Origin of the sequence: Streptomyces canus, from assembly GCF_030815415.1 — a bacterium.
GTDB classification, from domain to species: domain Bacteria; phylum Actinomycetota; class Actinomycetes; order Streptomycetales; family Streptomycetaceae; genus Streptomyces; species Streptomyces canus_F.
The window spans coordinates 8,703,032-8,729,093 of the sequence record NZ_JAUSWW010000001.1 but is presented as its reverse complement, the minus strand read 5'-3'; the positions used below and the strand labels follow the sequence as shown (position 1 = coordinate 8,729,093).

20 protein-coding genes and 2 pseudogenes are annotated in these 26,062 nt (G+C 72.5%); 13 read left to right on the top strand and 9 right to left on the bottom strand.

Annotated elements, in window-relative coordinates; translation table 11 throughout:
- Positions 1-60 precede the first annotated feature (60 nt).
- Positions 61-1,449: a nucleobase:cation symporter-2 family protein gene (locus QF037_RS40400; RefSeq protein WP_307034032.1), complete on the top strand. Its 1,389-nt coding sequence runs from the start codon at positions 61-63 to the stop codon at positions 1,447-1,449.
- Here QF037_RS40400 and QF037_RS40395 read toward each other — a convergent pair.
- Positions 1,369-1,722: an ArsR/SmtB family transcription factor gene (locus QF037_RS40395; protein ID WP_307034030.1), complete on the bottom strand. Its 354-nt coding sequence runs from the start codon at positions 1,720-1,722 to the stop codon at positions 1,369-1,371. The genes QF037_RS40400 and QF037_RS40395 overlap by 81 nt on opposite strands.
- A gap of 120 nt (positions 1,723-1,842) precedes the next feature.
- Between QF037_RS40395 and QF037_RS40390 the strand changes: the two genes are divergently transcribed.
- Positions 1,843-2,922: an NADH:flavin oxidoreductase/NADH oxidase gene (locus QF037_RS40390; RefSeq protein ID WP_307034028.1), complete on the top strand. Its 1,080-nt coding sequence runs from the start codon at positions 1,843-1,845 to the stop codon at positions 2,920-2,922.
- A 332-nt stretch (positions 2,923-3,254) separates the two neighbouring features.
- On the opposite strand, the gene QF037_RS40385 is transcribed toward QF037_RS40390, so the two are convergent.
- Positions 3,255-4,607: an extracellular catalytic domain type 1 short-chain-length polyhydroxyalkanoate depolymerase gene (locus QF037_RS40385; protein ID WP_373463874.1), complete on the bottom strand. Its 1,353-nt coding sequence runs from the start codon at positions 4,605-4,607 to the stop codon at positions 3,255-3,257.
- Positions 4,608-4,952: 345 nt separating this feature from the next.
- Here QF037_RS40385 and QF037_RS40380 point away from each other — a divergent pair.
- Positions 4,953-5,189: pseudogene (locus QF037_RS40380) on the top strand (pectate lyase); the annotation flags it as partial.
- Positions 5,190-5,220: 31 nt separating this feature from the next.
- Positions 5,221-6,024: a pectate lyase gene (locus QF037_RS40375; protein ID WP_307034024.1), complete on the top strand. Its 804-nt coding sequence runs from the start codon at positions 5,221-5,223 to the stop codon at positions 6,022-6,024.
- A 63-nt stretch (positions 6,025-6,087) separates the two neighbouring features.
- Here the strand turns inward: QF037_RS40375 and QF037_RS40370 are convergent, their stop codons facing one another.
- Positions 6,088-6,819, bottom strand: a complete 732-nt coding sequence (locus QF037_RS40370) for a PaaX family transcriptional regulator C-terminal domain-containing protein (RefSeq protein WP_307034022.1) — start codon at positions 6,817-6,819, stop codon at positions 6,088-6,090.
- Between the two features lie 65 nt (positions 6,820-6,884).
- Between QF037_RS40370 and QF037_RS40365 the strand changes: the two genes are divergently transcribed.
- Entirely contained in the window at positions 6,885-8,525 is a 1,641-nt protein-coding gene (locus QF037_RS40365; protein ID WP_307034020.1) for a DNA alkylation response protein, read from the top strand.
- A gap of 123 nt (positions 8,526-8,648) precedes the next feature.
- Positions 8,649-10,652 (top strand): HEAT repeat domain-containing protein, encoded by a 2,004-nt coding sequence (locus QF037_RS40360; RefSeq protein ID WP_307034018.1) that lies wholly within the window; start codon positions 8,649-8,651, stop codon positions 10,650-10,652.
- A gap of 11 nt (positions 10,653-10,663) precedes the next feature.
- On the opposite strand, the gene QF037_RS40355 is transcribed toward QF037_RS40360, so the two are convergent.
- Positions 10,664-11,263 (bottom strand): Rv1733c family protein, encoded by a 600-nt coding sequence (locus QF037_RS40355; protein WP_307034016.1) that lies wholly within the window; start codon positions 11,261-11,263, stop codon positions 10,664-10,666.
- A 281-nt stretch (positions 11,264-11,544) separates the two neighbouring features.
- Between QF037_RS40355 and QF037_RS40350 the strand changes: the two genes are divergently transcribed.
- The 4 genes from QF037_RS40350 to QF037_RS40335 all read left to right on the top strand — a co-directional run bounded on the left by QF037_RS40350 (position 11,545) and on the right by QF037_RS40335 (position 15,427).
- On the top strand, positions 11,545-12,630 hold the full coding sequence (locus QF037_RS40350; protein ID WP_307034014.1) for a WD40/YVTN/BNR-like repeat-containing protein: 1,086 nt from the start codon (positions 11,545-11,547) through the stop codon (positions 12,628-12,630).
- Positions 12,631-12,702: 72 nt separating this feature from the next.
- Positions 12,703-13,380: a uracil-DNA glycosylase gene (locus QF037_RS40345; RefSeq protein ID WP_307034012.1), complete on the top strand. Its 678-nt coding sequence runs from the start codon at positions 12,703-12,705 to the stop codon at positions 13,378-13,380.
- Between the two features lie 20 nt (positions 13,381-13,400).
- Positions 13,401-14,387 carry an N-acetylglucosamine kinase gene (locus QF037_RS40340; RefSeq protein ID WP_307034010.1) on the top strand — a complete coding sequence of 329 codons (987 nt, stop codon included), beginning with the start codon at positions 13,401-13,403 and terminating at the stop codon, positions 14,385-14,387.
- A 119-nt stretch (positions 14,388-14,506) separates the two neighbouring features.
- Positions 14,507-15,427 (top strand): sirohydrochlorin chelatase, encoded by a 921-nt coding sequence (locus QF037_RS40335; RefSeq protein ID WP_307034008.1) that lies wholly within the window; start codon positions 14,507-14,509, stop codon positions 15,425-15,427.
- Positions 15,428-15,516: 89 nt separating this feature from the next.
- Here QF037_RS40335 and QF037_RS40330 read toward each other — a convergent pair whose 3' ends face one another.
- Complete coding sequence (locus QF037_RS40330; RefSeq protein WP_307034006.1) at positions 15,517-16,542, bottom strand: lactonase family protein; 1,026 nt, start codon at positions 16,540-16,542, stop codon at positions 15,517-15,519.
- Positions 16,543-16,707: 165 nt separating this feature from the next.
- A complete protein-coding gene (locus QF037_RS40325) occupies positions 16,708-18,201 on the bottom strand; it encodes an FUSC family protein (protein ID WP_307034004.1) in 1,494 nt (497 codons plus the stop codon).
- 211 nt (positions 18,202-18,412) lie between these two features.
- On the opposite strand from QF037_RS40325, the gene QF037_RS40320 reads away from it, so the two are divergent.
- A complete protein-coding gene (locus tag QF037_RS40320) occupies positions 18,413-18,889 on the top strand; it encodes an Lrp/AsnC family transcriptional regulator (protein ID WP_307034002.1) in 477 nt (158 codons plus the stop codon).
- A 13-nt stretch (positions 18,890-18,902) separates the two neighbouring features.
- Positions 18,903-19,598: an HAD family hydrolase gene (locus QF037_RS40315; protein ID WP_307034000.1), complete on the top strand. Its 696-nt coding sequence runs from the start codon at positions 18,903-18,905 to the stop codon at positions 19,596-19,598.
- Positions 19,599-19,605: 7 nt separating this feature from the next.
- Here QF037_RS40315 and QF037_RS40310 read toward each other — a convergent pair whose 3' ends face one another.
- On the bottom strand, positions 19,606-20,238 hold the full coding sequence (locus QF037_RS40310; RefSeq protein WP_307033998.1) for a TetR/AcrR family transcriptional regulator: 633 nt from the start codon (positions 20,236-20,238) through the stop codon (positions 19,606-19,608).
- Positions 20,239-20,328: 90 nt separating this feature from the next.
- Between QF037_RS40310 and QF037_RS40305 the strand changes: the two are divergent.
- Positions 20,329-21,866, top strand: a pseudogene (locus QF037_RS40305) (acyl-CoA carboxylase subunit beta).
- Between the two features lie 4 nt (positions 21,867-21,870).
- On the opposite strand, the gene QF037_RS40300 reads toward QF037_RS40305, so the two are convergent.
- Positions 21,871-23,286 (bottom strand): FAD-binding oxidoreductase, encoded by a 1,416-nt coding sequence (locus QF037_RS40300; RefSeq protein ID WP_307033996.1) that lies wholly within the window; start codon positions 23,284-23,286, stop codon positions 21,871-21,873.
- Between the two features lie 109 nt (positions 23,287-23,395).
- On the bottom strand, positions 23,396-26,014 hold the full coding sequence (locus tag QF037_RS40295) for an ATP-binding protein (protein ID WP_307033994.1): 2,619 nt from the start codon (positions 26,012-26,014) through the stop codon (positions 23,396-23,398).
- Positions 26,015-26,062 lie beyond the last annotated feature (48 nt).

The following is a 26,062-nucleotide window of genomic DNA, read 5'->3' as shown; positions in this document are numbered from 1 at the left end:
ACACACAGCGGCAACAGCTCGGAAATCAACAAACTGTTCAAGGAGCCTACGGTCTCGCTCATGACGACAACCGCTCCCGTACATCCCGTCGACGAAGTCCCACCCGTACGCCAGTTGGCCGCCTTCGGCCTCCAGCACGTCCTCGCGATGTACGCCGGAGCCGTGGCCGTCCCCCTGATCGTCGGCAGTGCGATGAAACTGTCGGCCGCCGACCTCGCGTACCTCATCACCGCCGACCTCCTGGTGTGCGGAATAGCGACGCTCATCCAGTGCATCGGGTTCTGGCGCTTCGGCGTGCGTCTGCCGATCATGCAGGGCTGTACGTTCGCCGCCGTGTCGCCCATGGTGCTGATCGGCACCACCGGCGGCGGACTGCCCGCGATCTACGGCTCGGTGATCGTCGCGGGACTCGCGATCATGCTGCTGGCGCCGGTGTTCGGGAAGCTGCTGCGCTTCTTCCCGCCGCTGGTCACGGGCACCGTGATCCTGATCATCGGGCTGTCCCTGCTCCCGGTCGCGGGCAACTGGGCCGCGGGCGGTGTCGGTGCGGCCGACTTCGGGGAGCCGAAGAACCTCGGGCTCGCCGCGTTCGTCCTGCTCGTCGTGGTGGGTGTGCAGCGGTTCGCGCCGGCCTTCCTGAGCCGGATCGCCGTCCTGACCGGCATCGTGGTCGGGCTCGCGGTCGCCGTTCCGTTCGGGTTCACGGACTTCGACGGGGTCGGGGACGCGGACTGGCTCGGCGTCAGCACGCCGTTCCACTTCGGTGCGCCCACCTTCGAGTTCTCGGCGATCGTCTCGATGCTGGTCGTGGCGCTGGTGACGATGACCGAGACGACCGGTGACCTGATCGCGGTCGGGGAGATGACGGACCGCAAGGTCGAGCCGCGCTCCCTCGCGGACGGCCTGCGCGCCGACGGCCTGTCCACCGTCCTCGGCGGCGTCTTCAACACCTTCCCGTACACCGCGTACGCGCAGAACGTCGGTCTCGTCGGCATGACCCGGGTCCGCAGCCGCTGGGTGGTCGCCGCGGCGGGCGGCATCCTCGTCCTGCTCGGCCTGCTGCCCAAGCTGGGCGCGGTCGTGGCGGCCATACCGGCACCGGTGCTCGGCGGTGCGGGTCTGGTGATGTTCGGGACGGTCGCGGCGAGCGGGCTGAGGACGCTGACCCAGGTCGACTTCAAGGGGAACAACAACCTGACGGTGGTGGCCGTCTCGGTCGCCGTCGGCATGCTGCCGGTCGGGGTGCCGACGGTCTACGAGAAGTTCCCGGACTGGTTCCAGACAGTGATGAACAGCGGCATCAGCGCGGGCTGCCTGACGGCGATCGTGCTGAACCTGCTGTTCAACCACCTTCCCTCGAAGGCCGGTTCAGTCGCTCCCGAGGCGGCCGTCCTGGCGGGAGGCGGCACCGAGGAGACTGTCGAGAAGTCCCGGGAAGAGGTCGTCTAGGTCGCTCTTGCGCAGTCCGTTCATCTTGGCGGTGCCCCGGTAGATCTGCCGGATCACCCCGGCCTCGCGCAGCACGCGGAAGTGGTGCGTGGTCGTGGACTTGGTGACCGGCAGCTCGAACTGCGAACAGGTGAGCTCGTCGCCCACGGCGGCGAGCTCTCGCACGATCCGGAGCCGCATCGGGTCGGAGAGCGCGTGCAGGACCGGCTCCAGCCGGATCTCCTCGCGCGCCGGGTGCGGAAGATCGCGGCTGCTGACGGCGGGAGAGGTCACGGTGGCTCCAGACTCTTCGGGGAGCCCATTGTACGAGGCCTCTCGTAGTTTGACACTCTACGTACTACGATGCCTATCGTACGAGTCGACCCCTCGGTCCCGTGACGATTGGAGCCCGCCGTGAGTGCCCTCTTCGAGCCCTACACCCTGCGCGATCTGACGATCCCCAACCGGGTGTGGATGCCGCCGATGTGCCAGTACTCCGCGGCCCCCGAGGGCCCGGAGACCGGGGCGCCCGGCGACTGGCACTTCGCGCACTACGCGGCGCGCGCGGCGGGCGGCACGGGCCTGATCATCGTCGAGGCGACAGGGGTGAGCCCCGAGGGCCGGATCTCCCCGTACGACCTGGGGATCTGGAACGACACCCAGGTCGAGGCGTTCCGCCGGATCACCCGCTTCCTGGTGTCCCAGGGCACGGTGCCGGGCATCCAGCTCGCACACGCCGGCCGCAAGGCGGCCACGGACCGGCCGTGGAAGGGCGGCGCGCCGCTCGGCACGGACGGGTACGGATGGCAGCCGCTGGCGCCGAGCCCGCTCGCCTTCGACGAACGGCACGCGGTGCCGACCGAGTTGACGGACGCTCAGATCCAGGAGGTCGTCGGCCGGTTCGCCGACGCGGCCCGTCGCGCTCTCGCCGCGGGGTTCGAAGTCGCCGAGATCCACGGCGCCCACGGCTATCTGATCAGCAACTTCCTCTCCCCGCACTCGAATCACCGCACGGACGCCTACGGCGGCTCGTACGAGAACCGCACCCGCTTCGCCCTCGAGGTCGTGGACGCCGTACGGGAGGTGTGGCCGGACGACAAGCCGCTGTTCTTCCGTATCTCGGCGACCGACTGGCTGGAGGAGGGCGGCTGGACGGCGGACGACACGGTCCGCTTCGCCGCCGACCTCCAGGCCCATGGCATCGACCTCCTCGACGTCTCCACCGGCGGCAACGCCTCCGGCGTCCGCATCCCGACCGGCCCCGGCTACCAGGTCCCCTTCGCCGCCCGGGTGAAGGCGGAGACCTCGCTGCCGGTGGCCGCGGTCGGCATGATCACCGAGCCCGAGCAGGCCGAGAAGATCCTGGTCAACGGCGAGGCGGACGCGGTACTGCTGGGCCGTGAGCTGCTGCGCGACCCGTCGTGGGCGCGGCACGCGGCGCGGGAGCTGGGCGGGGACGTGCGGGTGCCGGACCAGTACCACCGGTCGGTCTGAGCCTCACGCGGGGCGGCGGGGCACCACCTGGGCGTTGAACGTGTGGACCCCTCCCCGTGGTCCTCCCTCCGGAGTACGGCGCCCCCGGCGTGTACTCCCGGAAGATCGGGGTCGGTGTCTCCAGAGGCACGATGCGCCGGGGGCTCCCGGCGACAAGGCTGGCGGCATCGAACGTCAGGAGGGCGCCATGAGCCGCCAGACCCGCATCCGCGTCAGCCGCCGACCCGCGGCACCCCGGGACGAGAAGATCGACCGCAGGACACCTTCGGGGCGCCTGCTGCCGTACTGAACCGCCGGAAGGCGGCCGGAGAGCTCCGGCCGCCCTGGGGACGTCAACCGGTCGTGCAGGCCGTTCCGTTGAGGGTGAACGCGCCCGGCGCCGCGCTGTTGCCGGTGTGCGTCGCCTGGTAGCCGATGCTGACGCTCGCGTTCGGGGCGAGCGTGGCGTTGTACGAGGCGTTCGTCGCCGTCACCGCGCCGGAGCCCGGCGCGTAGGTGGCGTTCCAGCCGTTGGTGATGGTCTGGCCGGTGGGCAGGGTGAAGCCGAGCTGCCAGCCGCTGAGCGTGCTCGTGCCGGTGTTGGTGATCGTCACCGAGGCGGTCAGCCCGGTGCTCCAGGCGTTGGTGGTCACGCTCACCTTGCAGGGCCCGGCCGGGGGCTGGGGTGCGGGGCCGTCGCTGTCGAGACCGAAGAACGTGAGGACTCGGGCCGCCATGCCCCAGGCGTACAGGTTGTGGCCGACGCCCTGGAGGCTGATGGCCTCCACCGGGGCCTGGTCACCGGTGCCGCCGTAGCGGGTGCGGGTCCAGCCGGACTGGGGTGTGTCCGTGGCCGCGGGAGTCTGGCTGACGCCGCGGACGTTCGTCCACTGCTTGATCTCCTCGCCGAAGTTGGGGTAGCGCAGCACGTCGTCCTCGGTGCCGTGCCACACCTGCATGCGCGGCCGGGGTCCTGTGTAACCGGGGTAGGCGGCGCGGGCGATGTCGCCCCACTCCTGTGCGGTGCGGGTCACGGTGCCCTGGGCACAGGCGCTGTTCCACTCGGAGCCGTCGGTGGTGGCGAAGCAGCCGAACGGCACGCCCGAGAAGGCGGCACCCGCGGCGAACACGTCGGGGTAGTCGCCGAGCAGGACGTTGGTCATCATCGCGCCGGAGGAGATACCGGTGGCGAAGATCCGGCTGGTGTCGGCGTCGTACGCGTCGACGGTCCAGTCGACCATGGACTTGATGCCGACCGGGTCGCTGCCTCCGCCGCGCCGCAGCGCCTGGGGCGAGGCGACGTCGAAGCACTTGCTGGAGCGGGTGACCGACGGGTAGACGACGATGAACCCGTACTGGTCGGCGAGCGAGGCGTACTCGGTGCCCGAGTACATCGCCGGGCCGGAACCGGTGCAGTAGTGGACCGCGACCACGATCGCCGGGTTCTCGGTGACGCTCTCGGGGACGTACAGGTACATCTGCAGATTGCTGGGGTTCGTACCGAAGTTCGTGATCTCGGTGAGCGTCGCGGTCGGGGCGGCCTCCTCGCGGGCGGAGGCCTGCGGGGCGGCGAGGAAGCCGGCGGCGAGTAACGCCACCAGCAGTGCGTTGAGCGCGACGAGGACCGCGCGCAGCGGTCTCCTCGCGAGGGTGCCGGCAGTGGCGGACACGGTGGATCCCTTCGTGATGGCGGCTCGTGGGGGCATCGCTGAGGGGAGTAACAGGCATGGTGACATGCACATGGCTGCCATGGAAGCGCTCCCACGCACCCTGTTGCCGACGCAATCCGTTGTGCGCAAAGCGTTGACTAGAAAGCGCTTGCCCCCTACGTTCCGTTCAGCAGCGTGACCAACGGGCTGAACGAGAAGCTCTAAAGGTCACAATGTCCGCACATCCCTGTTTAGATTGGCGTACGGCGTTCACGTACATGATCGAGTAAGTCCGCCCGAAGGGACGCACCCCACATGCGTACTCGCCCTCACTTACCCGTCACCAGCGGCGGTCTGCTATCGCTGAGCGGTCAGGTCGACGTCGGCTCCGACAACGGCAACGTCTCCTCGCACATGGGCACCCAGATGCTCGTGGAGAACAACGTCTTCCGCAACACGGGAGTCGCTGTGACCACGAACCGCAGCAGTGACGTGGACGGTTACGCGAATCTGTGCGGCAACGATCTCGGCGGGGCCGCCACCGAGATCTCCCGGGTCGGCACGTTCACCGCGCCGCCCTACGGCTACACCGCGGAGTCCGCCTCGGTGACGTCCGGCGCGGGCGCCGGAAAGCTCTGACAACCCCCCAACTGGAAGAAGGCATCGGGACATGACTTCACCAGCACTACCGCGCACCCGCAGGCGCGCACCGACCGGCGCGCTGGCCGCCCTCGGCCTCTCGTCTGTCATGATCACGACATTGGGTGCGCCGACGGCGAGCGCCGCGACATGGCCGACGGCGAACGGCAGCCAGGCCGTCTCCTCGACCATCCAGCTGTCGGGCACCAAGGACTACGGGATGAAGCGCCTGTACGGCTCGGGCGCCCTGGGCAGTGACAACCAGGACGAGGACCAGGGCCCGATCCTGGAGCTGGCGGCCGGCACCGTCCTGAAGAACGTCATCATCGGCGCCCCCGCAGCGGACGGCATCCACTGCTCGGGCAGCTGCACGCTGCAGAACGTCTGGTGGGAGGACGTCGGCGAGGACGCGGCGACGTTCCGCGGCTCCTCGTCGTCGAACGTCTACACCATCTCCGGCGGCGGCGCGAAGGAAGCCAGCGACAAGGTGTTCCAGTTCAACGGCGCCGGGACGCTCAACGTCTCCAACTTCGCCGTGAAGAACTTCGGCACCTTCGTCCGCTCCTGCGGCAACTGCTCCACGCAGTACAAGCGGACGATCAACCTCAACACCATCGAGGCGACCTACAAGGGCAGCAAGCTCGTCGGCATCAACACCAACTACGGCGACAGCGCGACCCTGCGGGGCATCACGATCGTCGGGGACACCAGCAAGAAGATCATCCCGTGCCAGAAGTACATCGGCAACAACTCGGGCAAGGAGCCGACCACCAACGGCACCAACCCCGACGGCACCTACTGCAAGTACTCGACGTCGGACATCACCTACAAGTAGTCCCCCCACGGTGAAGGCGGCCGTACGAAGCGTCCCCGCACGGCGCTTCGCACGGCCGCCGCATCATGTGCCCAGCTCCCGCCGGTAGTTCGCGTACGCGGCACGCAGGGCCTCGCCCGGCCAGCCGCCGGGCAGGAGTTCGCCGGGCAGGACGGGATCGGCGAGCAGGTGCCGTACGACCGCCGCGAAGGCGGTGAAGAGCTCCGCGGGGCGATCCGCGCGGGCCGCGTGGGCGAGCAGCGCCCGGCCGGTGGCCGCCCAGGCGTCGAGTGGCCAGAGGGCGGCGGCCAGTTCGCCCGCGGGGCGGTCCGGGCGGGCGGTACAGCGCTCGGCCACCTGCGCGAGGTCGTCCGGCAGTGGGCGGCGCAGATTGGCGGGCCGCAGCCAGACACCCTCGCGGAGCTCGGCGAGCCGTAGCGCGGTCAGCCGGGTGCGCAGGTCGGCCCGTTCGGCGGGGCCGCGTCCCGTCGCGGTGATCACGAGCATCTCCCAGTCGCCGCCCCACGCGCGCGTGCGGGGATGCACGGCGTCGTCCTGGCGCCGCTGACGCTCCAGCAGCCGGTCGCTGAGCCGGTACACGGTGTCCGTGCGCCGCAGGTCACCGGCCGCGACCATCCGGCTGAGCGCGGCCCGCGCGGTGGAGCCGCCGACGCCGAAGGGCTCCACGCGGCGCACGAGCTCCTTCACCGGCAGTTCGGGCGGATGCACCCCCAGCAGCAGGCTCAGCACGACCGAGCGCGCGGAGAGCGGGCGCAGTTCCAGCTCGTCGGGCCGCACCGTGATGTTCGTCCGCATGGTCACGTACTGTATGTCGTATTGCATGATTGCTACGGCCGCATCGATAGTGCAACACTCGGTCCATGGACTCCACGAGCGCGACGCACGACGTCACCAATCAGCCCCCTCCCCTGGCTCCGTACGACGCGTCCGAGGACATGGCCCTGCTGGAGGGGCTGCGCCGCGAGGGTGCCGGCTGGGCCGAGGAGGACGTGCGGCGGCTCGGAAGGCTGGCCGGGAGCGCGGAGGCCCAGGAGTGGGCCGAGCTCGCCAACCGCCACGAGCCCGTGCTGCGCACGCACGACCGGTACGGGCATCGGGTCGACGAGGTCGAGTTCCATCCGAGCTGGCACCACCTGATGCGGGTCGCGGTCACCGAGGGACAGGCCGGGGCGCCCTGGGCCGACGACCGGCCGGGCGCCCATGTCGCCCGTACCGCGGGCGGGCTGGCGTGGGGACACACCGACGCCGGGCACGGCTGTCCGACCTCGATGACATACGCCGCCGTCCCGGCCCTGCGGCACCAGCCGGAGCTCGCGAAGGTCTACGAACCGCTGCTGACCGCCCGGGAGTACGACCCGGTCCTGCGGGTGCCGACCGAGAAGCGCGGTCTGCTGGCGGGCATGGGGATGACCGAGAAGCAGGGCGGCTCCGACGTCCGCACGAACAGCACGACGGCCACCCCCACCGCCGAGCCCGGGGTCTACACGCTGCGCGGGCACAAGTGGTTCACGTCGGCGCCGATGTGCGACGTCTTCCTGGTCCTGGCACAGGCACCGGAGGGGTTGTCGTGCTTCCTGGTGCCGCGCGTCCTGCCCGACGGCAGCCGGAACACGTTCCGCATCCAGCGGCTCAAGGACAAGCTGGGCAACCGGTCGAACGCCTCCTCCGAGCCCGAGTTCGACGGGACCGTCGCCTGGCTGGTCGGGCCCGAGGGGCGGGGCGTCAAGACGATCATCGACATGGTCAACTGCACGCGTCTGGACTGCGTGATGATGTCGGCGACGCTGATGCGCAAGACGCTCGTCGAGGCGGGCCACCACGCACGCCATCGGACCGCGTTCGGTGCCCGGCTGGCCGACCAGCCGCTGATGCGCAACGTGCTCGCGGATCTGGCCCTGGAGTCCGAGGCCGCGACGACGCTCACGCTGCGGCTGGCCGGGGCCGCCGACCGTGCGGTGCGCGGCGACGAGGGCGAGCAGGCCTTCCGGCGCATCGCGACGGCCGTGGGCAAGTACTGGGTCACCAAGCGGGGTCCGGCCTTCACCGCGGAAGCCCTGGAGTGCCTGGGCGGCAACGGCTACGTGGAGGACTCGGGCATGCCCCGCCACTACCGCGAGGCTCCCCTGCTGTCGATCTGGGAGGGCTCGGGGAACGTCAACGCCCTCGACGTGCTGCGGGCGTTGGTGAAGGAGCCCGGCACGGCGGACGCCCTGTTCGCCGAACTCGCCCTGGCGCAGGGGGCGGACGCCCGCCTGGACGCGGCCGTGGCCCGGTTGCGGGGACTGCTGGCCTCGGCGTCCGAGAGCGGCGCCCGGCGGCTGGTGGAACAGATGGCGCTGACCCTTCAGGCCTCCCTGCTGGTCCGCCACGCCCCGGCCCCGGTCGCCGACGCCTTCTGCGCGACCCGCCTCGGCGGTGACTGGGGGCACGCGTTCGGCACGCTTCCCGACACGGTCGGCCTGGGCGCGATCCTGGGGCGTGCGCTGCCCGGGGCAGACTGACCCGGACGGCAACGACCGGCCACCGTAGGGCCGTTGGCAGACAGTCACCCCGCGATTCCGCTTCGTTGTCAGTGCCGTGGTGCAGACTCCGATCAGTTGGCGTTTCGCATGGGGGAGGACAGCGTGTTCACGGGGATCGACGAGGTCGACTGGGCTTCGATGCGGCATGCGTACGGCAGCGCGAAGGACGTGCCCGGCCTGCTGAAAGGGCTGGCCTCCGCGGACCCCGCCGAGCGGGAGATCGCGCTCGACGGGATGTACGGGGCCGTGCACCACCAGGGAGACGTGTACGACTCGACACTCGCCTGTGTGCCGTTCCTCTTCGCGCTCGCCGCGCGGGAGGAGGTGCAGGAGCGGGCCGAGATCGTGGAGCTCCTGGTCAGCATCGGCGGGGACGGCGAGCTGCCCGAGGACGGCCCGTACGCCATGGCCAGGACGGCCGTGCGGTCGGGTGCCGAGGTCTTCGAGCGGCTGACCGGGGACGCCGACGCCGCGGTGCGCGGGGCCGCCGCGGGCGCCGTCGTGCGATTCCTCGACGAACCGGCACCTGTGCTGGGCCTGTTGCGGGAACGGATCAGGGTGGAGCGGGACGACCGGGTGCTCCTCGCGCTGGCCGAGGGGCTCGGGTTCCTCGCCCGCCACCACCCCGGGCACGCGGCGGAGGCCGTCCGCCTCCTGGAGGCCCAGAGCGCACCGCCGTTCGGCCCCGGGCTGCGGCTGGCCGCGCTCGGGCAGCTCGCGGGCTGCGCTCCCGACCGGCTCCCGGCCGACCTGGTGCCCACGGTCGTCGCGCTGCTCCGGGAGCGGTCCGCGCACCGGCCCGTCGCGCCGGGCGAACCCGACCGTCCGGACACGGACACGCTGGTCGGCCGGCTGCGGCGGCTGCGCCCCTCGGACGAGGAGGGAGCTCAGCTGCTGCGCACCCTGCACACCGCGCTGGGCGACCGGGTGGGCGACCGGATCGCCCTGCTCAACGGACAGTTGACCAGCCCTGACCCGACCGACCGGTGCAACGCCGTGTGGATGTCGATGGGCCTGATCGGCGAGTGGCGCGGCGACCACACCAGACCCGTCGCCCTGATCGGGACCCAACTGAGCACCGAGGACGGCCGGTTGCTCGCGGCCGCGACGTCCGTCCTGGAGGGCCTGTTCGAACTGGCCGCACCCGCAGCCGATGACCTTGCCGCGCTGGTGACGCGCCGTCCCGATCTGTGGGTGCAGCCCTTCGAGCGCAGCCCTTCGTGGTTGGGCGGGCCGCTCAAGGCCTTGGCCAGGTGCGGGGATCCGCGAGCGGTGCCGGTCCTGGGCGAGGTGCTCGCGGGGTCCGACGTGCCCGACGAGCTGGGCCGGGTCGTCCGGCACCTGGGGCAGGCCGCGGCCCCGCTCGCGCCCGCGCTGCGGGAAAGGCTCGCGAACGTCCCCCTCGACGCGTCGGACGCCTACGACCGTGCCGGTCCGCTGCTGATGGCGCTGAGGGAACTCGACGACCGGGAGAGCGTGCCGCTGGTGCTGCGGTTGCTGCTCGGGACGCCGGAGGACCACCGATCGAGGGACGCCTTGGCGGTAGAAGGGCTGCGGACGCTCGGGGCGTTCGGGGCTGCGGCGTACGAGGCGATACCGGTGGTCCGGGGGCTGTTGGAGAGCGAGAGCGCGGTCGCGGCGGCGGCTTCACTGTGGGCTGTCGAGGGTGACGCCGAGCTTGTCCTGCCGGTTCTCCTGCGGGCATTGGAGGGTGAGGGCCCCGGTCAGCTCTGGGCCGCGGCCGACGTACTCGCCCGGATGGGACCGGTGGCCGGGCCCGCGGTCGACGGGCTGCGGCGGCGGGTCGGGGCGTCTCACCCGTGGGAGCGCAAGTCGGTGGCGTGCGCGCTGTGGCGGATCGCGGGTGATACGGAGCTTGCCCTGCCGGTGCTGCGCGACGCGTGGGCCCGGAATGCGGACACCCGCGTCCCCATCGCCGAGTGCGTCGCGGCCATGGGCCCGGACGGAGTAGCACTGCATGACCTGCTCCGGACCGAACTGGCCGCCCCGCGACGGCACACGGCACCCGAGGGATACGGAATGCACGACGTCTTCACCGACGAGCGCCTGCTGGACGTGTGCCGGGAGGCGTTGAGGGACGCGTAGGCGCGGTCTCCTCACCACGAGCCGCCCTCGGCCCGCCGCCCGCTCCACATCGGCCCGAACCGCTCCCACTCGGTGTCCCACTGGTCGATGCGGCGGCATTCCAGTCGGCCACGCAGCATGCGGCCGCCGACGAAGGGCACGAAGGCGGCGCTCGCACCGACCAGGCCGCCGATCAGCCAGGCGCGCAGGGCGGCCTGGGAGGCGGTGGTCGGGCGGGTGACCAGGCGGCCCTCCCGGTCCGTCCATACGCCGACCGTGGTGCCCGAGGGACTGCCGGGGCGGACGCGGACCTGGCCGGTGTGGGACGAGCCGTCCGTCGCCGCCCAGCGCACCTTCGCCCACACCTGGTCGCTGCTCGCCGTCCCGGTCTGCCCGGCGAACGTCCCGGGCGCCTCCTCCACGAGCCGTGCCTCGACCTGCCGCCACTCGACGCGCTCGCGGGCCAGGCTGCGCTCGACGGAGCGGGTGGCGCCCATACCGGCGAGCACCCCGGTGAGGGCGGTGAGCAGCCAGACCCCGAGCACGATCCAGGCCTCCACCTTGTCGGCGCGGCGCTTGAGCGGATTGCGCCGCCAGCGCCATGACCACACCTTCGAACCACGCAACGCCATCGAAGGCTTCCTCCTCCTGAACGCGCGAACATGCCGGACCGCCTTTCCATACGGGGGACGGCTCCCCGGTGCTCACGGACCGGCCCCCGACACGGCCGTCGCACGCGTCACATCCCACGGCCGCGACGTGCGCACAGCGGCGCGCGGCTTCCCGCAAGCGGTTGCCGTCCCTGCTCTGACTCGCCCCTGACCTGCGGCGGAGCGGTTTGCGGGGGTGACTGTCAGTGCCGGGGTGCAGACTGGCCGATATCCGGGACAACGACGTCATGGAGGTGGTCGGCATGACCGAGGTACTGCTCGCCGTGGGCACCCGCAAGGGTCTGTTCATCGGGCGCAGGCGGGGTGGGACCTGGGAGTTCGACGAGAGTCCCTACTTCAACGCACAGGCCGTGTACTCGGTCGCGATCGACACCCGAGGCGAGCGACCACGGCTGCTGGCCGGCGGCGACAGCGCGCACTGGGGCCCGTCCGTGTTCCACTCCGACGACCTGGGGCGCAGCTGGACCGAGCCGGCCCAGCCGGCCGTCAAGTTCCCCAAGGACACCGGGGCTTCGCTGGAGCGGGTCTGGCAGCTGCACCCGGCGGCCGCGGAGCCGGACGTGGTGTACGCGGGCACGGAACCGGCCGCGCTGTACCGCTCCGAGGACCGCGGCGAGACCTTCGAACTGGTCCGCCCGCTGTGGGAGCACCCCACGCGGTCCAAGTGGGTGCCGGGCGGCGGCGGTGAGGGGCTGCACACGGTCCTGACCGACAAGAGGGACCCGCGGGCCGTGACGGTCGCCGTCTCTACGGCCGGGGTGTTCAGGACCACCGACGGCGGGGCGAGCTGGGCCCCCTCCAACTCCGGTGTCTCCGCGGTGTTCCTGCCCGATCCGGACCCGGAGTTCGGCCAGTGCGTGCACAAGGTCACGCGGGACGCGGCGACCCCGGACCGGCTGTATCTGCAGAACCACTGGGGTGTGTACCGCAGCGACGACGCGGGCGCGCACTGGACGGACATCGGCGAGGGGCTTCCGTCCACGTTCGGTTTCGCGGCGGCGGCGCATCCGCACCGCGGGGACACGGCGTATGTGTTCCCGATCAACGCCGACGCGGACCGGGTCCCGGCCGACCACCGCTGCCGGGTCTTCCGCACGGCGGACGCGGGCAAGAGCTGGGAGCCGCTCTCGGCGGGACTGCCGCAGGAGGACCACTACGGCACGGTGCTGCGGGACGCGCTGTGCACCGACGACGCGGACCCGGCCGGTGTGTACTTCGGCAACCGCAACGGCGAGGTGTTCGCATCGGCCGACGACGGCGACAGCTGGCGCCAGCTCGCGTCGCATCTGCCGGACGTGCTGTGCGTGCGGGCCGCGGTGGTCGGATGAGTCATGAGGGGGGACGGCCGGGCTTTGGCCACCGGTTGATCACCGCTGTCCGTACGGCAGTAGGGTGACGCCGTGCCTCCACGACCCTTGCATGAAATCGTCGAACCGGGCTGGGCGAAGGCCCTCGAACCCGTCGCCGGACGCATCGCCGAGATGGGCGACTTCCTGCGGACCGAGATCGCCGCGGGACGCACCTATCTCCCGGCCGGGCCGAACGTCCTACGGGCCTTCCAGCAGCCCTTCGACGACGTCCGCGTCCTGATCGTCGGACAGGATCCCTATCCGACGCCGGGACACGCGGTCGGGCTGAGCTTCTCGGTGGGCCCGGAGGTGCGACCGCTGCCCGGCAGCCTGATCAACATCTACCGGGAACTGAACACGGACCTGGGCCTGCCCCAGCCATCCAACGGCGATCTGACGCCATGGACCCAGCAGGGCGTGCTGCTTCTCAACAGGGCGCTCACCACGGCCCCGCGCCAGCCGGCCGCGCACCGCGGCAAGGGCTGGGAGGAGGTCACCGAACAGGCGATACGGGCGCTTGCCGCGCGCGGCAAGCCGCTGGTGTCCATCCTGTGGGGCCGCGACGCCCGCAATCTCCGCCCGCTCCTCGGCAACCTCCCGTCCGTGGAGTCCGCCCACCCCTCCCCCATGTCGGCCGACCGCGGCTTCTTCGGCTCCCGCCCGTTCAGCAGGGCCAACGACCTGCTGGTCGGGCAGGGCGGAGAGCCGGTGGACTGGCGCCTGCCGTGACCGGGGCGGGGGCGTCCCCCGTGGCTCTCCCGGTCGACGACTCCGGATTTCTCGCCGTCGACTCGGGTGGCTCCGGGCTGCGGGCCGTCGTCGGAACGGTGCGGCGCGGGGCGTTGGCGCAGCGGGAGTCACGGGAACCGGTGCGCACCGGGGCGCGGGGCATCGACCCCGTACACCTGATGGAACAACTGGTGCCGATGGTGCGGACGTTGACCGCACAGGCGGGTGTCGCCCGGCTGCGCACCGCCGTCATCGGGGCCGCCGGTCTCAGCACCCTCGGCGATGCCCTGCGTGCCGAGCTCCCGGACGCCTTGGAGCGGGAGTTCGGAGCCGGGCGGGTCGCTCTCGTCGCCGACGCCGTCACCGCCTACGCGGGCGCCCTCGGGTCGGCACCCGGTGCCGTTGTCGCCGCCGGCACCGGTCTGATCGCCATCGGGACGGATCTGACGGGCTGGCGCCGTGCGGACGGCTGGGGCCATCTCCTCGGCGACTGCGGCGGCGGCGCCTGGATCGGACGGGCCGGCCTGGAGGCCGCGCTGCGTGCCTACGACGGGCGGCCGGGGGGCTCGACCGGACTGCGGGCCCGGGCCGAGGAGTTGTTCGGGGCGATGCCCGGGCTGCCCGGGCTGCTCTATCCGCGTCCGGACCGTCCGGCCGTCCTCGCCTCCTTCGTCCCCCAGGTCGCCGCCTGCGCCCCGGACGACCCCGTCGCCGCGGACATCCTGCGTACCGCCGCCCGGCACATGGCCGAGTCCGCGGCCGCCGTCTGCCCTGCCGGGGGAACGCCCGATGTCGCCCTCACCGGTGGCCTGTTCAAGATCGGCGACCCCCTTCTCGTACCCCTGGAGGAGGAATTGGCGAGACGGCTGCCCCACGCACGGCGGGTGCCGGCGGCCGGAGATCCGCTGCACGGGTCCGTGCGGATCGCGACCGACCTCGCCACGGGGGCGCTCACTCTGCCGGGTGACAAAACGATGCTGTACGTCGTGACCGGAACGAGCGACTGATCCAGACACGGCCGCCGCTTCCGATCCGTACGTAACTCATCAGACAAAACCGGACGGATACCGCTCACCTGCACCCTCCCCGAACAGGGAAGCCCAGTAAGCCAGTAACATGCGGCGCCATGAGCTCCCCCACTGGGCCCGCCGGCCTGCCAGTACGAATGCCGCGCCCCCGCCAGCCCGGACGGCACCGCCGTCCCGAGCCGCTGGCGGCTCCCGAGGGCGCGCCCGCGCTTGTTCTCGCGGTGCCGGGAACGCCCAGCGCCGCCACGCGCAGCCTCGCCGAAGAGGTCGTGAGCATCGCCCGCTCCGAGCTCCCCGGCCTGGACGCCCGGATCGGGTACCTCGACGGGGACGACGCGGAGTTCCCCACGCTCCAGTCGGTGCTCACGCACACCGCCCAGGAGCGCGCCGCACGGTACGAGCAGGCCAGGGCCGCCGGTGTGGACGTCAAGGAGCCCGAGGGCCCCGTCGCGGTCGTCGTGCCGCTGCTGGCCGGCCCGGACAGCGCGCTGCTGCGGGTCGTCCGCCAGGCCGTCATGGACAGCCGTGTCGCGGCCGACCTGACCGATGTGCTCGGCCCGCACCCGCTGCTCGCCGAGGCGCTGCACGTGCGTCTGTCGGAGGCCGGTCTGGCCCGTGCCGACCGGGCCCGGCTGTTCACCGTGGCGACCGCCGCGGACGGCATCATCCTGGCCTCCGTGGGCGGTGACGAGGCAGTGCAGGCGGCCGGGATCACCGGCATGCTGCTCGCCGCGCGCCTCGCCGTGCCGGTGATGGCCGCCGCGCTCGACCAGGAGGGCTCGATCGCCTCGGTGGCCGACCAGCTGCGCGGCTCCGGCTCGCAGAACCTGGCGCTGGCGCCGTACCTGATAGGGCCGGAGATCGACCCGGGTCTGATCGGGGAGGCGGCCAAGGAGGCGGGCTGTGCGGCCGCGGAGGCGCTCGGCCCCTACCCGGCGATCGGCAAGCTGGCCCTGGCCAAGTACACGACGGCGCTGGGCATCGCGCCGCAGCAGCCACAGGGCGCGCCGACGCGCTGACGTCGCGCCTGACCACCGTAAGACATGCCGAAGGGCCCCTCCCGGCGCGGGAGCGGGCCCTTCGGCGTTGCCGGGAAGTCCGGTGGGGCTCAGCCGAGGACCACGCAGGACGCGGCGGTCAGGTCGGTGGAGCCGCTCCGGCGCGGAAGTCCCGTGTCCGGGTCGACCGCGAACCAGGTCACGTCGCCGGAGCGTTCGTTCGCGACGTAGAGGAAGCCGTCGGACTCGGCGAGCGCCCGTGGCCAGTGGCCCCCGCAGGGCACGGTCCCGATGAGCCGCAGTCGCTCTCCCTCGACGGCGAACGTGGACAGGACGTCCTCACCGCGGGTGGCGGTCCAGACGAACCGGCCGTCGGGTGCGGCGACGATGCCCGACGGGTAGGCGTCGCCGGCCGGGGCTTCCGGCAGCACCTGGACCTCCGTGAGGGGCTCCAGAAGGCCCTCGGCGGCGTTCCAGCGGCAGACGGTGACGGTCGGGGCGAGTTCGTTGAGCACGTAGGCGTACCTGCCGTCCGGGTGGAAGGCCAGGTGGCGGGGGCCGGAGCCGGGGCGCAGGGCGATCTCGCGATGGAGGACCGGGCTGCCGCCGGTCAGCGCGCACACCCGCGCCGAGTCCGTGCCGAGGTCGATGGTGACGGCCCAGCGCCCGCTGGGGTCGGCCTGGACGTGGTGGGGGTGCGGGCCCTGCTGGCGGCGGGCGTGCGGGCCCGAGCCGGTGTGCCGCAGCACGCCGGAGGCAGCGGACGCGAGGGTGCCGTCGGAGCGGACGGGCACGGCCGTGACGCTGCCGGAGCCGTAGTTGGCGGTCAGGACGTGACCGTCGTACAGGCCCAGGTGGGTGGGCCCGTCGCCGCCGACCCGCACCCGCGCGCCGGCCGGCTCGAGCTTGTCGCCGGTGACCCGGTACGCGGCCACCGCGCCGTCGGCGGTCTCGCTGACCGCGTAGAGCGTGCCGCCGTCGGGCGCCAGGGCCAGATACGCGGGGTCGGGTACGCGGTCCACGCTGCTCAGGGGCGTCAGGGCGCCGCTCTCCGGGTCCACCGCGGCTGTCACGATGCCGGGGCCCCCGGCCGCCGTGAACGACCCGATGAAGGCCCTCCGCTGCCGTTCTGCCACCGCTGTCCCCTCTCGGTCCTGTGCCGTTCGGGGCGACCGTAGCAGCGGATCATCAACGGTCTAGACCAAATGGGGGACGACCCCCTCGACTTTCCACAACTTTCATGAACCCGCGACGGAAGCGACGACCGCCCGCGAACCGCTCCCGCACGGGCCGACGGGAGGTCAGGCTCCGACCAGGGGCGACCCGGACGGTGTCCGCAGGGGCGTCGCCAGCTCGGTGAGGGCCCGTTCCAGACCGTGGAGATGGGCCAGCGCGGGCTCCGCGGCGGGCGGACCGTCCACCCGCTCCACGTCCTCGCGCCTTCCCCCGGTGAGCGCCTCCACCGCGGTCTCCACCCGCCAGCAGGCGGCGGCGAGACGGGCGTCGTGCGAGGCCTCGGCGTCGGCGGCGACGGCGACCAGGCCGCGGACCTCACGGGCGCAGTCGTCGAGCAGGGCGAGCACCCGGCGGGCGCGCCGCTTGCGGCCGAGCATCGGGTTGAGCGGGTGCACCAGCGGTGCGACGGACAGCCGTACCCGCCCGAGGAGTTGCTCCAGTTCGGCCACGCGCGGGGCCGGGTCGGCGCCCGGCACGCCGCGTAGACGGGCGGCGGCCTCGGCGGTGCAGGCGTGGACGCAGCGCAGGGCGCGCTGGATCCAGGCGTCGGTGGTGGTGTGGGTGCTGACCGGCAGCACGAACAGCACGGCGAGCATCGCGCCGAGCGCCCCGATACCGGTCTCCACCAGGCGCAGGGCGAGCAGACCGGGGGTGAGCAGGCCCAGGAGTCCGTAGAGCAGCTCGGCGAGGACGGTGACGCAGAGCATCATCCACGTGTACGACACCGCGGCCGTGTAGAAGATCCCGAAGACGCACAGGGCGAGGAGTACGGCCGAGGGCACCGCAGACCCCGCCACCGGAACGGCGACGAGCAGGCCGAGGCCGAGGCCGATCACCGTGCCGAGGACCCGCCGGAAGCCGCGGACGAGGGTCTCCCCGCGCGAGGTGGTGTTGACGAAGACCCACCAGGTCGCGCCGACGGCCCAGTACCAGCGCTCCGGGGACACCAGCTGGCCCACGACGAGCGCGAGGGCCGCGCCGGCGGTCGCCTGGACCGCCTGGCGGGTGGTCACGCGGGCGAGGCCGGTGCCGGCGGGCGGTGCGGGCACGGGGGCCGGCGGCAGTCGGCGCTCGTAGCACCACGCGCCGAAGCGCACCGCGGCGGCGATCAGCACGGACAGCAGGACGGCCGTGTACAGCTCGGGCAGCCGGTCCGGGGTCGCTCGCAGGAACTGCGCCACGAAGAAGGTCATGAACGCGAACACGCCGAGGCTGTGGCCGCGCGGACCCCAGCGGCGCGCGTACACGCCCGCGCCGATCACGGCGAGGAAGGTGAGGTCGCGGGCGACGGGTCGGCCGTGCAGCGCGGCCGCGGCGGCGAGCACGGGAAGTCCGACGACGGGCAGCAGCGCGGTGGTGACCGCCTGCGCGCGGACCGTGGCGTCGGTGACGGTGAACAGGGCGAGCAGCGCGGCGAGCCCGCCGGTGACCGCGCCGACGAGGGAGTGTCCGGCGAGGCCGCAGACGGCGACCGCGAGCCCGATGCCGAGCACGGCCCGCGCGGCGAAGCGCAGCCGTACGCGCCCCGGGTCCGGGGCCATGAACACCCTCTTCAGCACTGCTGTCCGCCCCCTGCTCATGTCCCGGCCCGAATCCCGGCACGAAAAAGGCGCCGCGGGGTCCGCAGCGCCATCGACAGGCTCATTGCAGCATCGCCGCCGCTGCTGGCTCAAGTGGCATCGGATATCCTGGGCCATTGGTACAGCGGAATCGGTCCTTGTCCGTCCATCAGCGGGCCAACGGACCACGGACGAGGAGAGGCCGCGCACCATGGCCGTGGACGAGCTCGACACCCGCATCCTGCGGCTGCTCCTGGAGCAGCCCCGCACGAGCGTGCGCGAGTACGCCCGTGTCCTCGGCGTCGCCCGCGGCACGCTCCAGGCCCGCCTGGACCGTCTGGAGCGCGACGGTGTGATCACCGGCACGGGTCCGACCCTCTCCCCCGCGGCCCTCGGCCACCCGGTGCTGGCCTTCGTGCACATCGAGGTCACCCAGGGCCGGCTCGACGACGTGGGCGACGCACTGGCCTCCGTACCGGAGATCGTGGAGGCCTTCTCGATCGCGGGCGGCGGAGATCTGCTGACGCGGGTCGTGGCGCGGGACAACGCGCATCTCGAGGACGTGATCCAGAAGGTGATCAGCCTGCCGGGAGTGGTCCGCACCCGTACGGAGGTGGCGCTGCGCGAGCGGGTGCCGCAGCGGCTACTGGCGCTCGTGGAGTCGATCGGCCGCTCCGTCCGCACCTGACATCCTGAACACCATGAGCAAGCTCGGCACCCTCTCGGTCATCTTCGATCTCGACGGAACGCTCGTGGACAGCGAGCCGAACTACTACGAGGCCGGCCGCCAGATCCTCGCCGAGCACGGCGTACCGGACTTCACCTGGACCGAGCACGAGCGGTACGTCGGCATCAGCACCCTGGAGACGGTCGGGCTCTGGAAGCGGGAGTACGGCCTGGACGCCTCCGTCGAGCAGCTGTTCGCCGCCAAGAACCGCCGCTATCTGGAACTGGCCCGGGCGAACACCCCCGTCTACCCCGAGATGCGCAAGTTCGTGGAGCTGCTGGCCTCCGAGGGCGTTCCGACGGCCGTGGCCTCGGGCTCGTCACCGCAGGCCATCGAAGCGATCCTCCGGGGCACCGGACTCGACACCTTCCTGCGTACCGTCGTCTCCGCCGACGAGGTCGAGCGCGGCAAGCCCGCCCCGCACGTCTTCCTGGAGGCGGCCCGCCGGCTGGGCGTGGACCCGGCGCACTGCGTGGTCCTGGAGGACGCGGCCCCGGGTGCCGCCGCCGCACACGCGGCCGGGATGCGCTGCATCGCGATCCCGTACGTCGCCGCGCAGGCCGACGCCCCGGAGTTCACCACGGCGAGTCTGCTGCTGCGCGGCGGTCAGGCGGAGTTCACGGCACGGTCCGCGTACGACTGGCTCGCGCGCACGGCCTCGTCGTCCTGATCCGGCGTCATGGCGCCGTTCCTCCCGGCACTCCGAGCAAGTGCAGGTAGAGGGCGGTGACTTCGCGGACCGCGTCGTCGTACCGGTCGGGCCGCTCGGCGCTCACGCGCGCGAACTCCACGCACCTGCCGCCCACTGCCCGCGCCAGGGTCAGCGGTTCGGCGGGCGGAGTCGCACGCCCCTGCTCCACCAGACGACCGATGTAGCGGGCGAGGCAGTGGACGGGCCGTTCCCTGATCTCCTCCCACAGCGCGCCCACGTCCGCGTCGGTGCGCGCCTGCTGCTCCAACAGCCGCAGCAGCGGCAGGTGTTGCACATAGGCGGCTATGAAGGCGCCGACGGACGCCTCGGCGACGGCACGGGTGTCGTCCGTGTCGACGCCCGGCACGTCCTGGGCGGCGAGGAACGCGTCCCGTACGCGTGCCGCGAGAACACGGAAGATCTCTTCCTTGGACGCGAAGTACACATAGAAGCCCGCCCTGGACACCTCCGCCTCGGCGGTGATGTCAGCGACGGTGGCCGGGCCGTGGCCGAGCCCGGCGAAGACGGTCTCGGCGGCGTCGAGGAGGCGTGCCCGGGCCGGCGCCTCGGTGCGGTCGCGGGCGGTGCGGACCGCCCAGGGCTTCCGCGTGCGGGTCACGCGGCGAGCATGTGAACACGTCGTACGGGCGCCCGGTGCGGGGCTCGTGGGTGCGGTGCACGCGCGCGTGGGGGCGACGGGCAGCTGCTGGTGGCTCTGGACGGGGTGTCCGGGCAGGCCGACGAGGAGGCGTCCCCGCAGGCCGCCGATCCGGACGCCGAGCGCCCCGACCTGGCCGAGGTCAGGCACCGGCACTCCTTCGGACTGGACGAGAACCGGCCCGAGGCGGTCGCGAAACGGCATGCCCTGGGCTGTCGTACCGCCCGCGAGAACATCGAGGACCTGTGCGACGCGGGCTCGTTCACCGAGTTCGGCGCGCTCGCCGTCGCCGCCCAGCGCGGGCGCCGCTCACTGGACGACCTGATCCGGTCGACGCCGGCGGACGGCATGGTCACCGGCACCGCGCGCGGCGGCGGCGAACCGTGCGTGGTGATGTCGTACGGCTACACCGTCCTGGCCGGTACCCAGGGCCTGCACAACCACCGCAAGACCGACCGCATGCTGGAGCTCGCGGAGGAACGGCGGCTGCCCGTCGTGCTGTTCGCCGAGGGCGGCGGGGGCAGGGCCGGGGACACGGACACCACCGCCGTGGCCGGGCTCGATGTGACCACCTTCCAGCGGATGGGGCGACTCAGGGGGCTCGTTCCGCTCGTCGGTGTCGTCTCGGGGCGGTACTTCGCGGGCAATGCCGCGCTGCTCGGCTGCTGTGACGTGGTGATCGCGACGCCCGAGGCGAGCATCGGAATGGGCGGGCCCGCGATGACCGAGGGCGGTGGGCTCGGTGCGTACCGGCCGGAGGAGGTCGGGCCGCTGTCGGTGCAGATGCCCAACGGGGTGGTCGACATCGCCGTCGCGGACGAGGCGGAGGCGGTGCGGACCGCCCGGCGGTATCTGTCGTACTTCCCAAGGCCGCAGGGCAGTTGTACGACGTGCGGGCGGTGGTGGGCGGGCTGGCCGACAGCGGGTCCGTGCTGGAGCTGCGGGCCGGGTTCGGCATCGGGGTGCTGACGTCCCTGGTGCGGATCGAGGGGCGTCCGCTGGGGTTGATCGCGAGCAATCCGGCGCATCTGGGCGGGGCGATCGACCGGGACGCGGCCGACAAGACGGCGCGTTTCCTCCAGTTGTGCGACGCGTTCGGGCTGCCGGTCGTCTCGCTGTGCGACACCCCCGGGTTCATGGTCGGCCCGGACGCCGAACGGACCGCGACCGTACGGCACTTCGCGCGGCTCTTCGTGACCGGTGCGAATCTGCGGGTGCCGTTGGTGAGTCTGGTGCTGCGCAAGGCGTACGGACTCGGCGCGATGGCGATGATGGGCGGCTCGACCCGCGCCCCTGTGGCCACCGCCGCCTGGCCCAGTGGGGAGTTCGGCGGCATGGGGCTGGAGGGTGCCGTCCGGCTGGGCTACCGCAAGGAGTTGGCGGCGATCGCGGACCCGGCCGAGCGGACGCGTGCCTTCGAGGCGCGGGTCGCCGAGTTGTACGAACGCGGGAAGGCGGTCAACACGGCGGCGGCGCTGGAGATCGACGCGGTGATCGACCCGGCCGGGTCGCGGGACTGGATCCTCGCGCCACTTCAGGGGTGCCCCGCCCCGCGGCCGGGGCACCGCCCGTTCGTCGATACCTGGTGAGCCGCTACGGCCGCGTCTCGTGCGAGGGCTTCGCCGCCGGCTGGATGTTCTGGTTGAGGCGGAAGACGTTGTCCGGGTCGCGGTCGGCCTTGATGCGGGCCAGCCGGTCGTAGTTGCCGCGGTAGCTGGCCCGGACGCGTTCCTGGCCCTCGTCCATCATCATGTTCACGTAGGCGCCGCCCGCCGAGTACGGGTGCAGCGCGTCGAAGTAGTCGACCGTCCACCGCTTGATCAGCTCGGCGTTGGCCGGGTCGGGGTCGACACCGGCGTAGACCGACGCCCAGCGGGCGTGGCGGTAGGCCCAGGGGGTGTCGTCCTGGCCCACGTCGTGGGCGGCGCCGTCGATCGGGTAGAGGTGCATGGTCGACTGCATGGTGGGGACCTCGGCGCCGAACTTGGCGTGGAGTTCGACGGCGTCGTCCGGGATGTTCTCGACGAAGTCGGCGCGCCAGTACCACTGGTGGCCGGGCGGGTAGAGCCCGTCGAACGCGGACTGGATGTCGGGGTGCTGCATCGGCATGGGGGCGTGCAGCAGCGGCTGGGGCAGGGCGTCGAGGAGCGGGGCCATCTCGCGGGCGGCCGCCTCCGGGTCGGCGCCGGCGTAGCACCACACCACGCCCGCGGTCTTGCGGAGCTGGATCTCCTCGGGGAACGGTGGGGCCGGCGGCACGGTGCCGTGCAGGAAGAAGCCGTTGAGCTCGCGGGGCGCGTTCGGCAGGAAGTCCCGGTAGGCGGCGAGGACTTCGGCGCTGTCCTCGACGGCCCAGAAGGTCGGTCCGGCGACGACGGTGCTGATCTCGTGGAGCCGGAACAGGAAGGACGTCACGACACCGAAGTTGCCTCCGCCGCCGCGGATCGCCCAGAACAGGTCGCTGTTCTCGAAGCCGCTGGCCTGCACTTTCCGGCCGTCGGCGAGGACGACGTCGACCTCCAGCAGGTTGTCGATGGTCAGCCCGCACTTGCGGGTGAGATGGCCGAGTCCGCCGCCGGTGGCGATGCCGCCGACACCGGTGGTGGAGATGATGCCGCTGGGGGTGGCGAGACCGTGCGCGTTGGTGGCGCGGTCGACCTCGCCCCAGACGCAGCCGCCGCCGACCCGTACGGTGTGGGCGTCCGGGTCGACCTGGACCTCCTTCAGAGGTGACAGGTCGAGGACCACCCCGTCGTCGACGGTGCCGAGACCGGCGCCGTGGTGGCCGCCGCCGCGGACGGCGAGGGGCAGGTCGTGTGCGCGGGCGAAGGCGATGACGCCGGCGACGGCGTCCGCGTCGGCGCAACGGGCGACGAGTGCGGGGCGCCGGTCGATCATGGCGTTGTAGACGGTCCGGGCCTCTTCGTAGGCGGCGTCGTCCGGGCCGATCAACTCCCCGGTGAATCCGGTCAGTTCCCTGCGTGCCGCCTGAGCGATCGTGGTGGTCATGCGGTCCCCCGTTCAGGAATCGGGCGATTCGGGTCAATTCGTATATTCTACTCGCGTCACACCACAGTGGACATCCGTGGCCGTCACCCAGCTCGGGGCCGCCGGGTACCTACGTTTCGCCGGGAAGCGAAGCTTCACGTTCCGGGAGCAGCCCGAGCCGCGCCGCGCGGTCGGCGGCGTGCCGTCGGGAGGGCGCGTCGAGTTTGTCGAGGACGGCGCGTACATGGTTGTCGACCGTGCGTACGGACACGACGAGCCGGGCCGCGATCTCGGCGTTGGTCAGGCCTTCCGTGAGCAGCCGCATGACCTGGAGCTGGCGCCGGGTCAGGCCCGCGGGGTTCTCGCGGGTCTCGGCCAGGGGGCCGCGCGGGATGTGGCGGACGCCGAGCTGCCGCAGTTCGGTGCGGAGCAGCCGGGCCCGGGGCTCGGCGCCCAGGGCGTCCAGGGCGGCGAGCGCGCTGAGTTTGTCGGCGGGGTCGGGGCTCTCGGCGAGGGCGACGGCGTGTTCGTAGGGGCAGCCCGCCGCCTCCCACAGGGTGGCGGCCGTGCGCCACTGGCCGCGGGCCTGGAGCGCGTACGGATGGTCCGAGTCCTCCAGTGACACGCGGTGCCCCGCCCTGGTGAGCCAGTAGCCGAGCTCGGCGCGGTACGGGATGCCGGGCAGGCGGTCGGCCTGGGCGTGGACGGGTCCCGCCGCCGCGACGACGGCGGCGAGGTCGCCGCGCAACCACGCCGCCTCCGCGAGGGCCGCCGCCACCGGGCCGGTGCGTTGCAGTTCCCTGGTCCGTACGGCGATCTGCCAGGCCTCGGCGAGGAGTTCGGCGGCGCCGGGCCGGCCGCAGCGGGTGCGGACCCGGGCGAGCACGGTGAGCGCGGGGCAGCGGGCGGGCACGAAGTCGTGCATGCCGTACTCGGCGTGCTTCTCGGCGTCGTCCCAGTCGGCGGCCGCGAGCCGCCGTACGGCCAGCTCGACGTGGAGGTAGTTGAGGAAGCCGAGGTGTTCGGCGCGGTCGGCGAGGTCCATCGCCGGGACCAGGAACGTGTCGGCCTCTTCGTACCGGAGGTGGTCGAGGAGGGTCCAGATCAGGTTGGCGTAGGACCGGCAGGCGTGTTCGACCTCGCCGGCGACGAGCGCGACGTCGAGGCTCTCCTCCAGCTGCCACCGCCCGGCGGGGTCCCCTCCGCGCCAGCGGGCGCAGCCGACGTTGTTGAGGGCGTGGGAGAGGATCGCCGCGTCGCCCGCCTTGCGGGCCAGGACGATGGCGCGTTCGCCGAGTTCCACGGCCTCGGCGTAGCGGTCGGACAGCATGCGCAGCTGGGCGGTATTGCTGACGGCGAGGGCGAGGAGACGGTCGTCGCCGGCGTGTTCCAGCACGGTGACGGCCTCCCGGGCGGCCTCCTGGGCCTGGTCGGCGTCCCCGGCCCACCAGTGGATGCGGGACAGCCAGCGCAGGTCGGCGCCGAGGGCGAGCGTGTCGCCGAGGGAGCGGCGCAGAGCGACGGCCTCGCGCTGGGCCGTGACGGCGGTGGCCGAGTCGGCGATGGTGTAGCTCTCCACGGCATGGCGTTCCAGCAGCTCGGCGAGTTCGGCCGGGGCGTAGCGATGGCGTTGCCGCAGGACGAGGCGGAGCTGGGCGGCGGCCTCGCGGTGGGCGCCGGCGCCGGCCGCGTCCTTGGCCGCGTCCGGGCCGTAGCGGGCGATGGCGTCCTGGTCGCCGGCGCGGTCGGCGTGGTGGACGATGCGGGCGGCGTCGGAGCCGGGCCGGGCGACGAGTGCGGCCAGGACGTTGCGGTTGAGTGCGATACGGCGGGCGGCGGGCAGGGAGTCGGCGACGGCGCGCCGGATCAGCTCGTGCCGGAACGCCACGCGCTCGGGTGCCACGGCGAGCAGTCCGCGCTGCTCGGCCTCCGCCAGTACGGCCACACCATCCGCCAGCAGCGCGTCCACCAGCGGGCGTTCGACGGCCGAGGGGACGACGGCGAGCTGCTCCAGCGCGTCCAGCGTGGCCGCGTCCAGTCCGCGCAGCCGGGCGAGGACGGCGTCGACGACGGTCGGGGGCACTCCCCCGGTGCCGCCCGCGGCCATGATCTCGGCGACGAAGAACGGGTTGCCCGAGGTCACCTCGTACACCTGGGCGGCGTCGAGGCACCCGGGGGCGCTCAGTGTGCGGACGGCGTCGAGGGACAGCCGGGCCAGGGGCAGCCGGTGCACTCGGGGCGTGCGGGAGACCTGGCCGAGGAGGTGGCGCAGGGGGTGGTCGCGGCTCAACTCGTCGTCGCGGTAGGTGAGGACGAGGAGGGCTGGCAGCTGTTCCATGCGCCGGACCAGGAAGCGCAGGGCGTCCAGCGAGGCCTCGTCGGCCCAGTGGACGTCCTCGACGACGAGGACCGCCGGATGCGGGGTGCCGGCGAGTTCGCCGTACAGGGCCTCGTAGACGCGGTGCCGGTCGCCGCCCTCCATGACAGCCCGTGCCAGGTCGGCGCCGACGCTGCCGACGAGGTCGCGGAACGGGCCGAGGGGGCGCCGGGTGGCGAGGTCGTCGCACTGTCCGACCAGGACGCGCGCCCGCTCGGGCAGCCGCTCCGGCATCGCCTTCACCAGACTCGACTTGCCGATTCCGGCCTCGCCGAAGACGAGCGCCACCGCACCGGCGCCGTCAGCCGCCTGTCGTGCGGCCGCGGCCAGTCGCGTCAGTTCGGGCTCGCGTTCGAGGAGCCACCGGTCCACGCGGCAGATTCTGCCACCGCGGCACCGGACGGGCCCCGCCTCCGCGCC

What these genes read in the sequence shown, in the direction of transcription:
- QF037_RS40400 (WP_307034032.1), top strand. Translation starts at nt 61, where the DNA reads ATGACGACAACCGCTCCCGTACATCCCGTCGACGAAGTCCCACCCGTA.
- QF037_RS40385 (WP_373463874.1), bottom strand. Translation starts at nt 4,607, where the DNA reads ATGCCCCCACGAGCCGCCATCACGAAGGGATCCACCGTGTCCGCCACT.
- QF037_RS40375 (WP_307034024.1), top strand. Translation starts at nt 5,221, where the DNA reads ATGACTTCACCAGCACTACCGCGCACCCGCAGGCGCGCACCGACCGGC.
- QF037_RS40370 (WP_307034022.1), bottom strand. Translation starts at nt 6,819, where the DNA reads ATGCGGACGAACATCACGGTGCGGCCCGACGAGCTGGAACTGCGCCCG.
- QF037_RS40365 (WP_307034020.1), top strand. Translation starts at nt 6,885, where the DNA reads ATGGACTCCACGAGCGCGACGCACGACGTCACCAATCAGCCCCCTCCC.
- QF037_RS40355 (WP_307034016.1), bottom strand. Translation starts at nt 11,263, where the DNA reads ATGGCGTTGCGTGGTTCGAAGGTGTGGTCATGGCGCTGGCGGCGCAAT.
- QF037_RS40350 (WP_307034014.1), top strand. Translation starts at nt 11,545, where the DNA reads ATGACCGAGGTACTGCTCGCCGTGGGCACCCGCAAGGGTCTGTTCATC.
- QF037_RS40335 (WP_307034008.1), top strand. Translation starts at nt 14,507, where the DNA reads ATGAGCTCCCCCACTGGGCCCGCCGGCCTGCCAGTACGAATGCCGCGC.
- QF037_RS40320 (WP_307034002.1), top strand. Translation starts at nt 18,413, where the DNA reads ATGGCCGTGGACGAGCTCGACACCCGCATCCTGCGGCTGCTCCTGGAG.
- QF037_RS40315 (WP_307034000.1), top strand. Translation starts at nt 18,903, where the DNA reads ATGAGCAAGCTCGGCACCCTCTCGGTCATCTTCGATCTCGACGGAACG.
- QF037_RS40300 (WP_307033996.1), bottom strand. Translation starts at nt 23,286, where the DNA reads ATGACCACCACGATCGCTCAGGCGGCACGCAGGGAACTGACCGGATTC.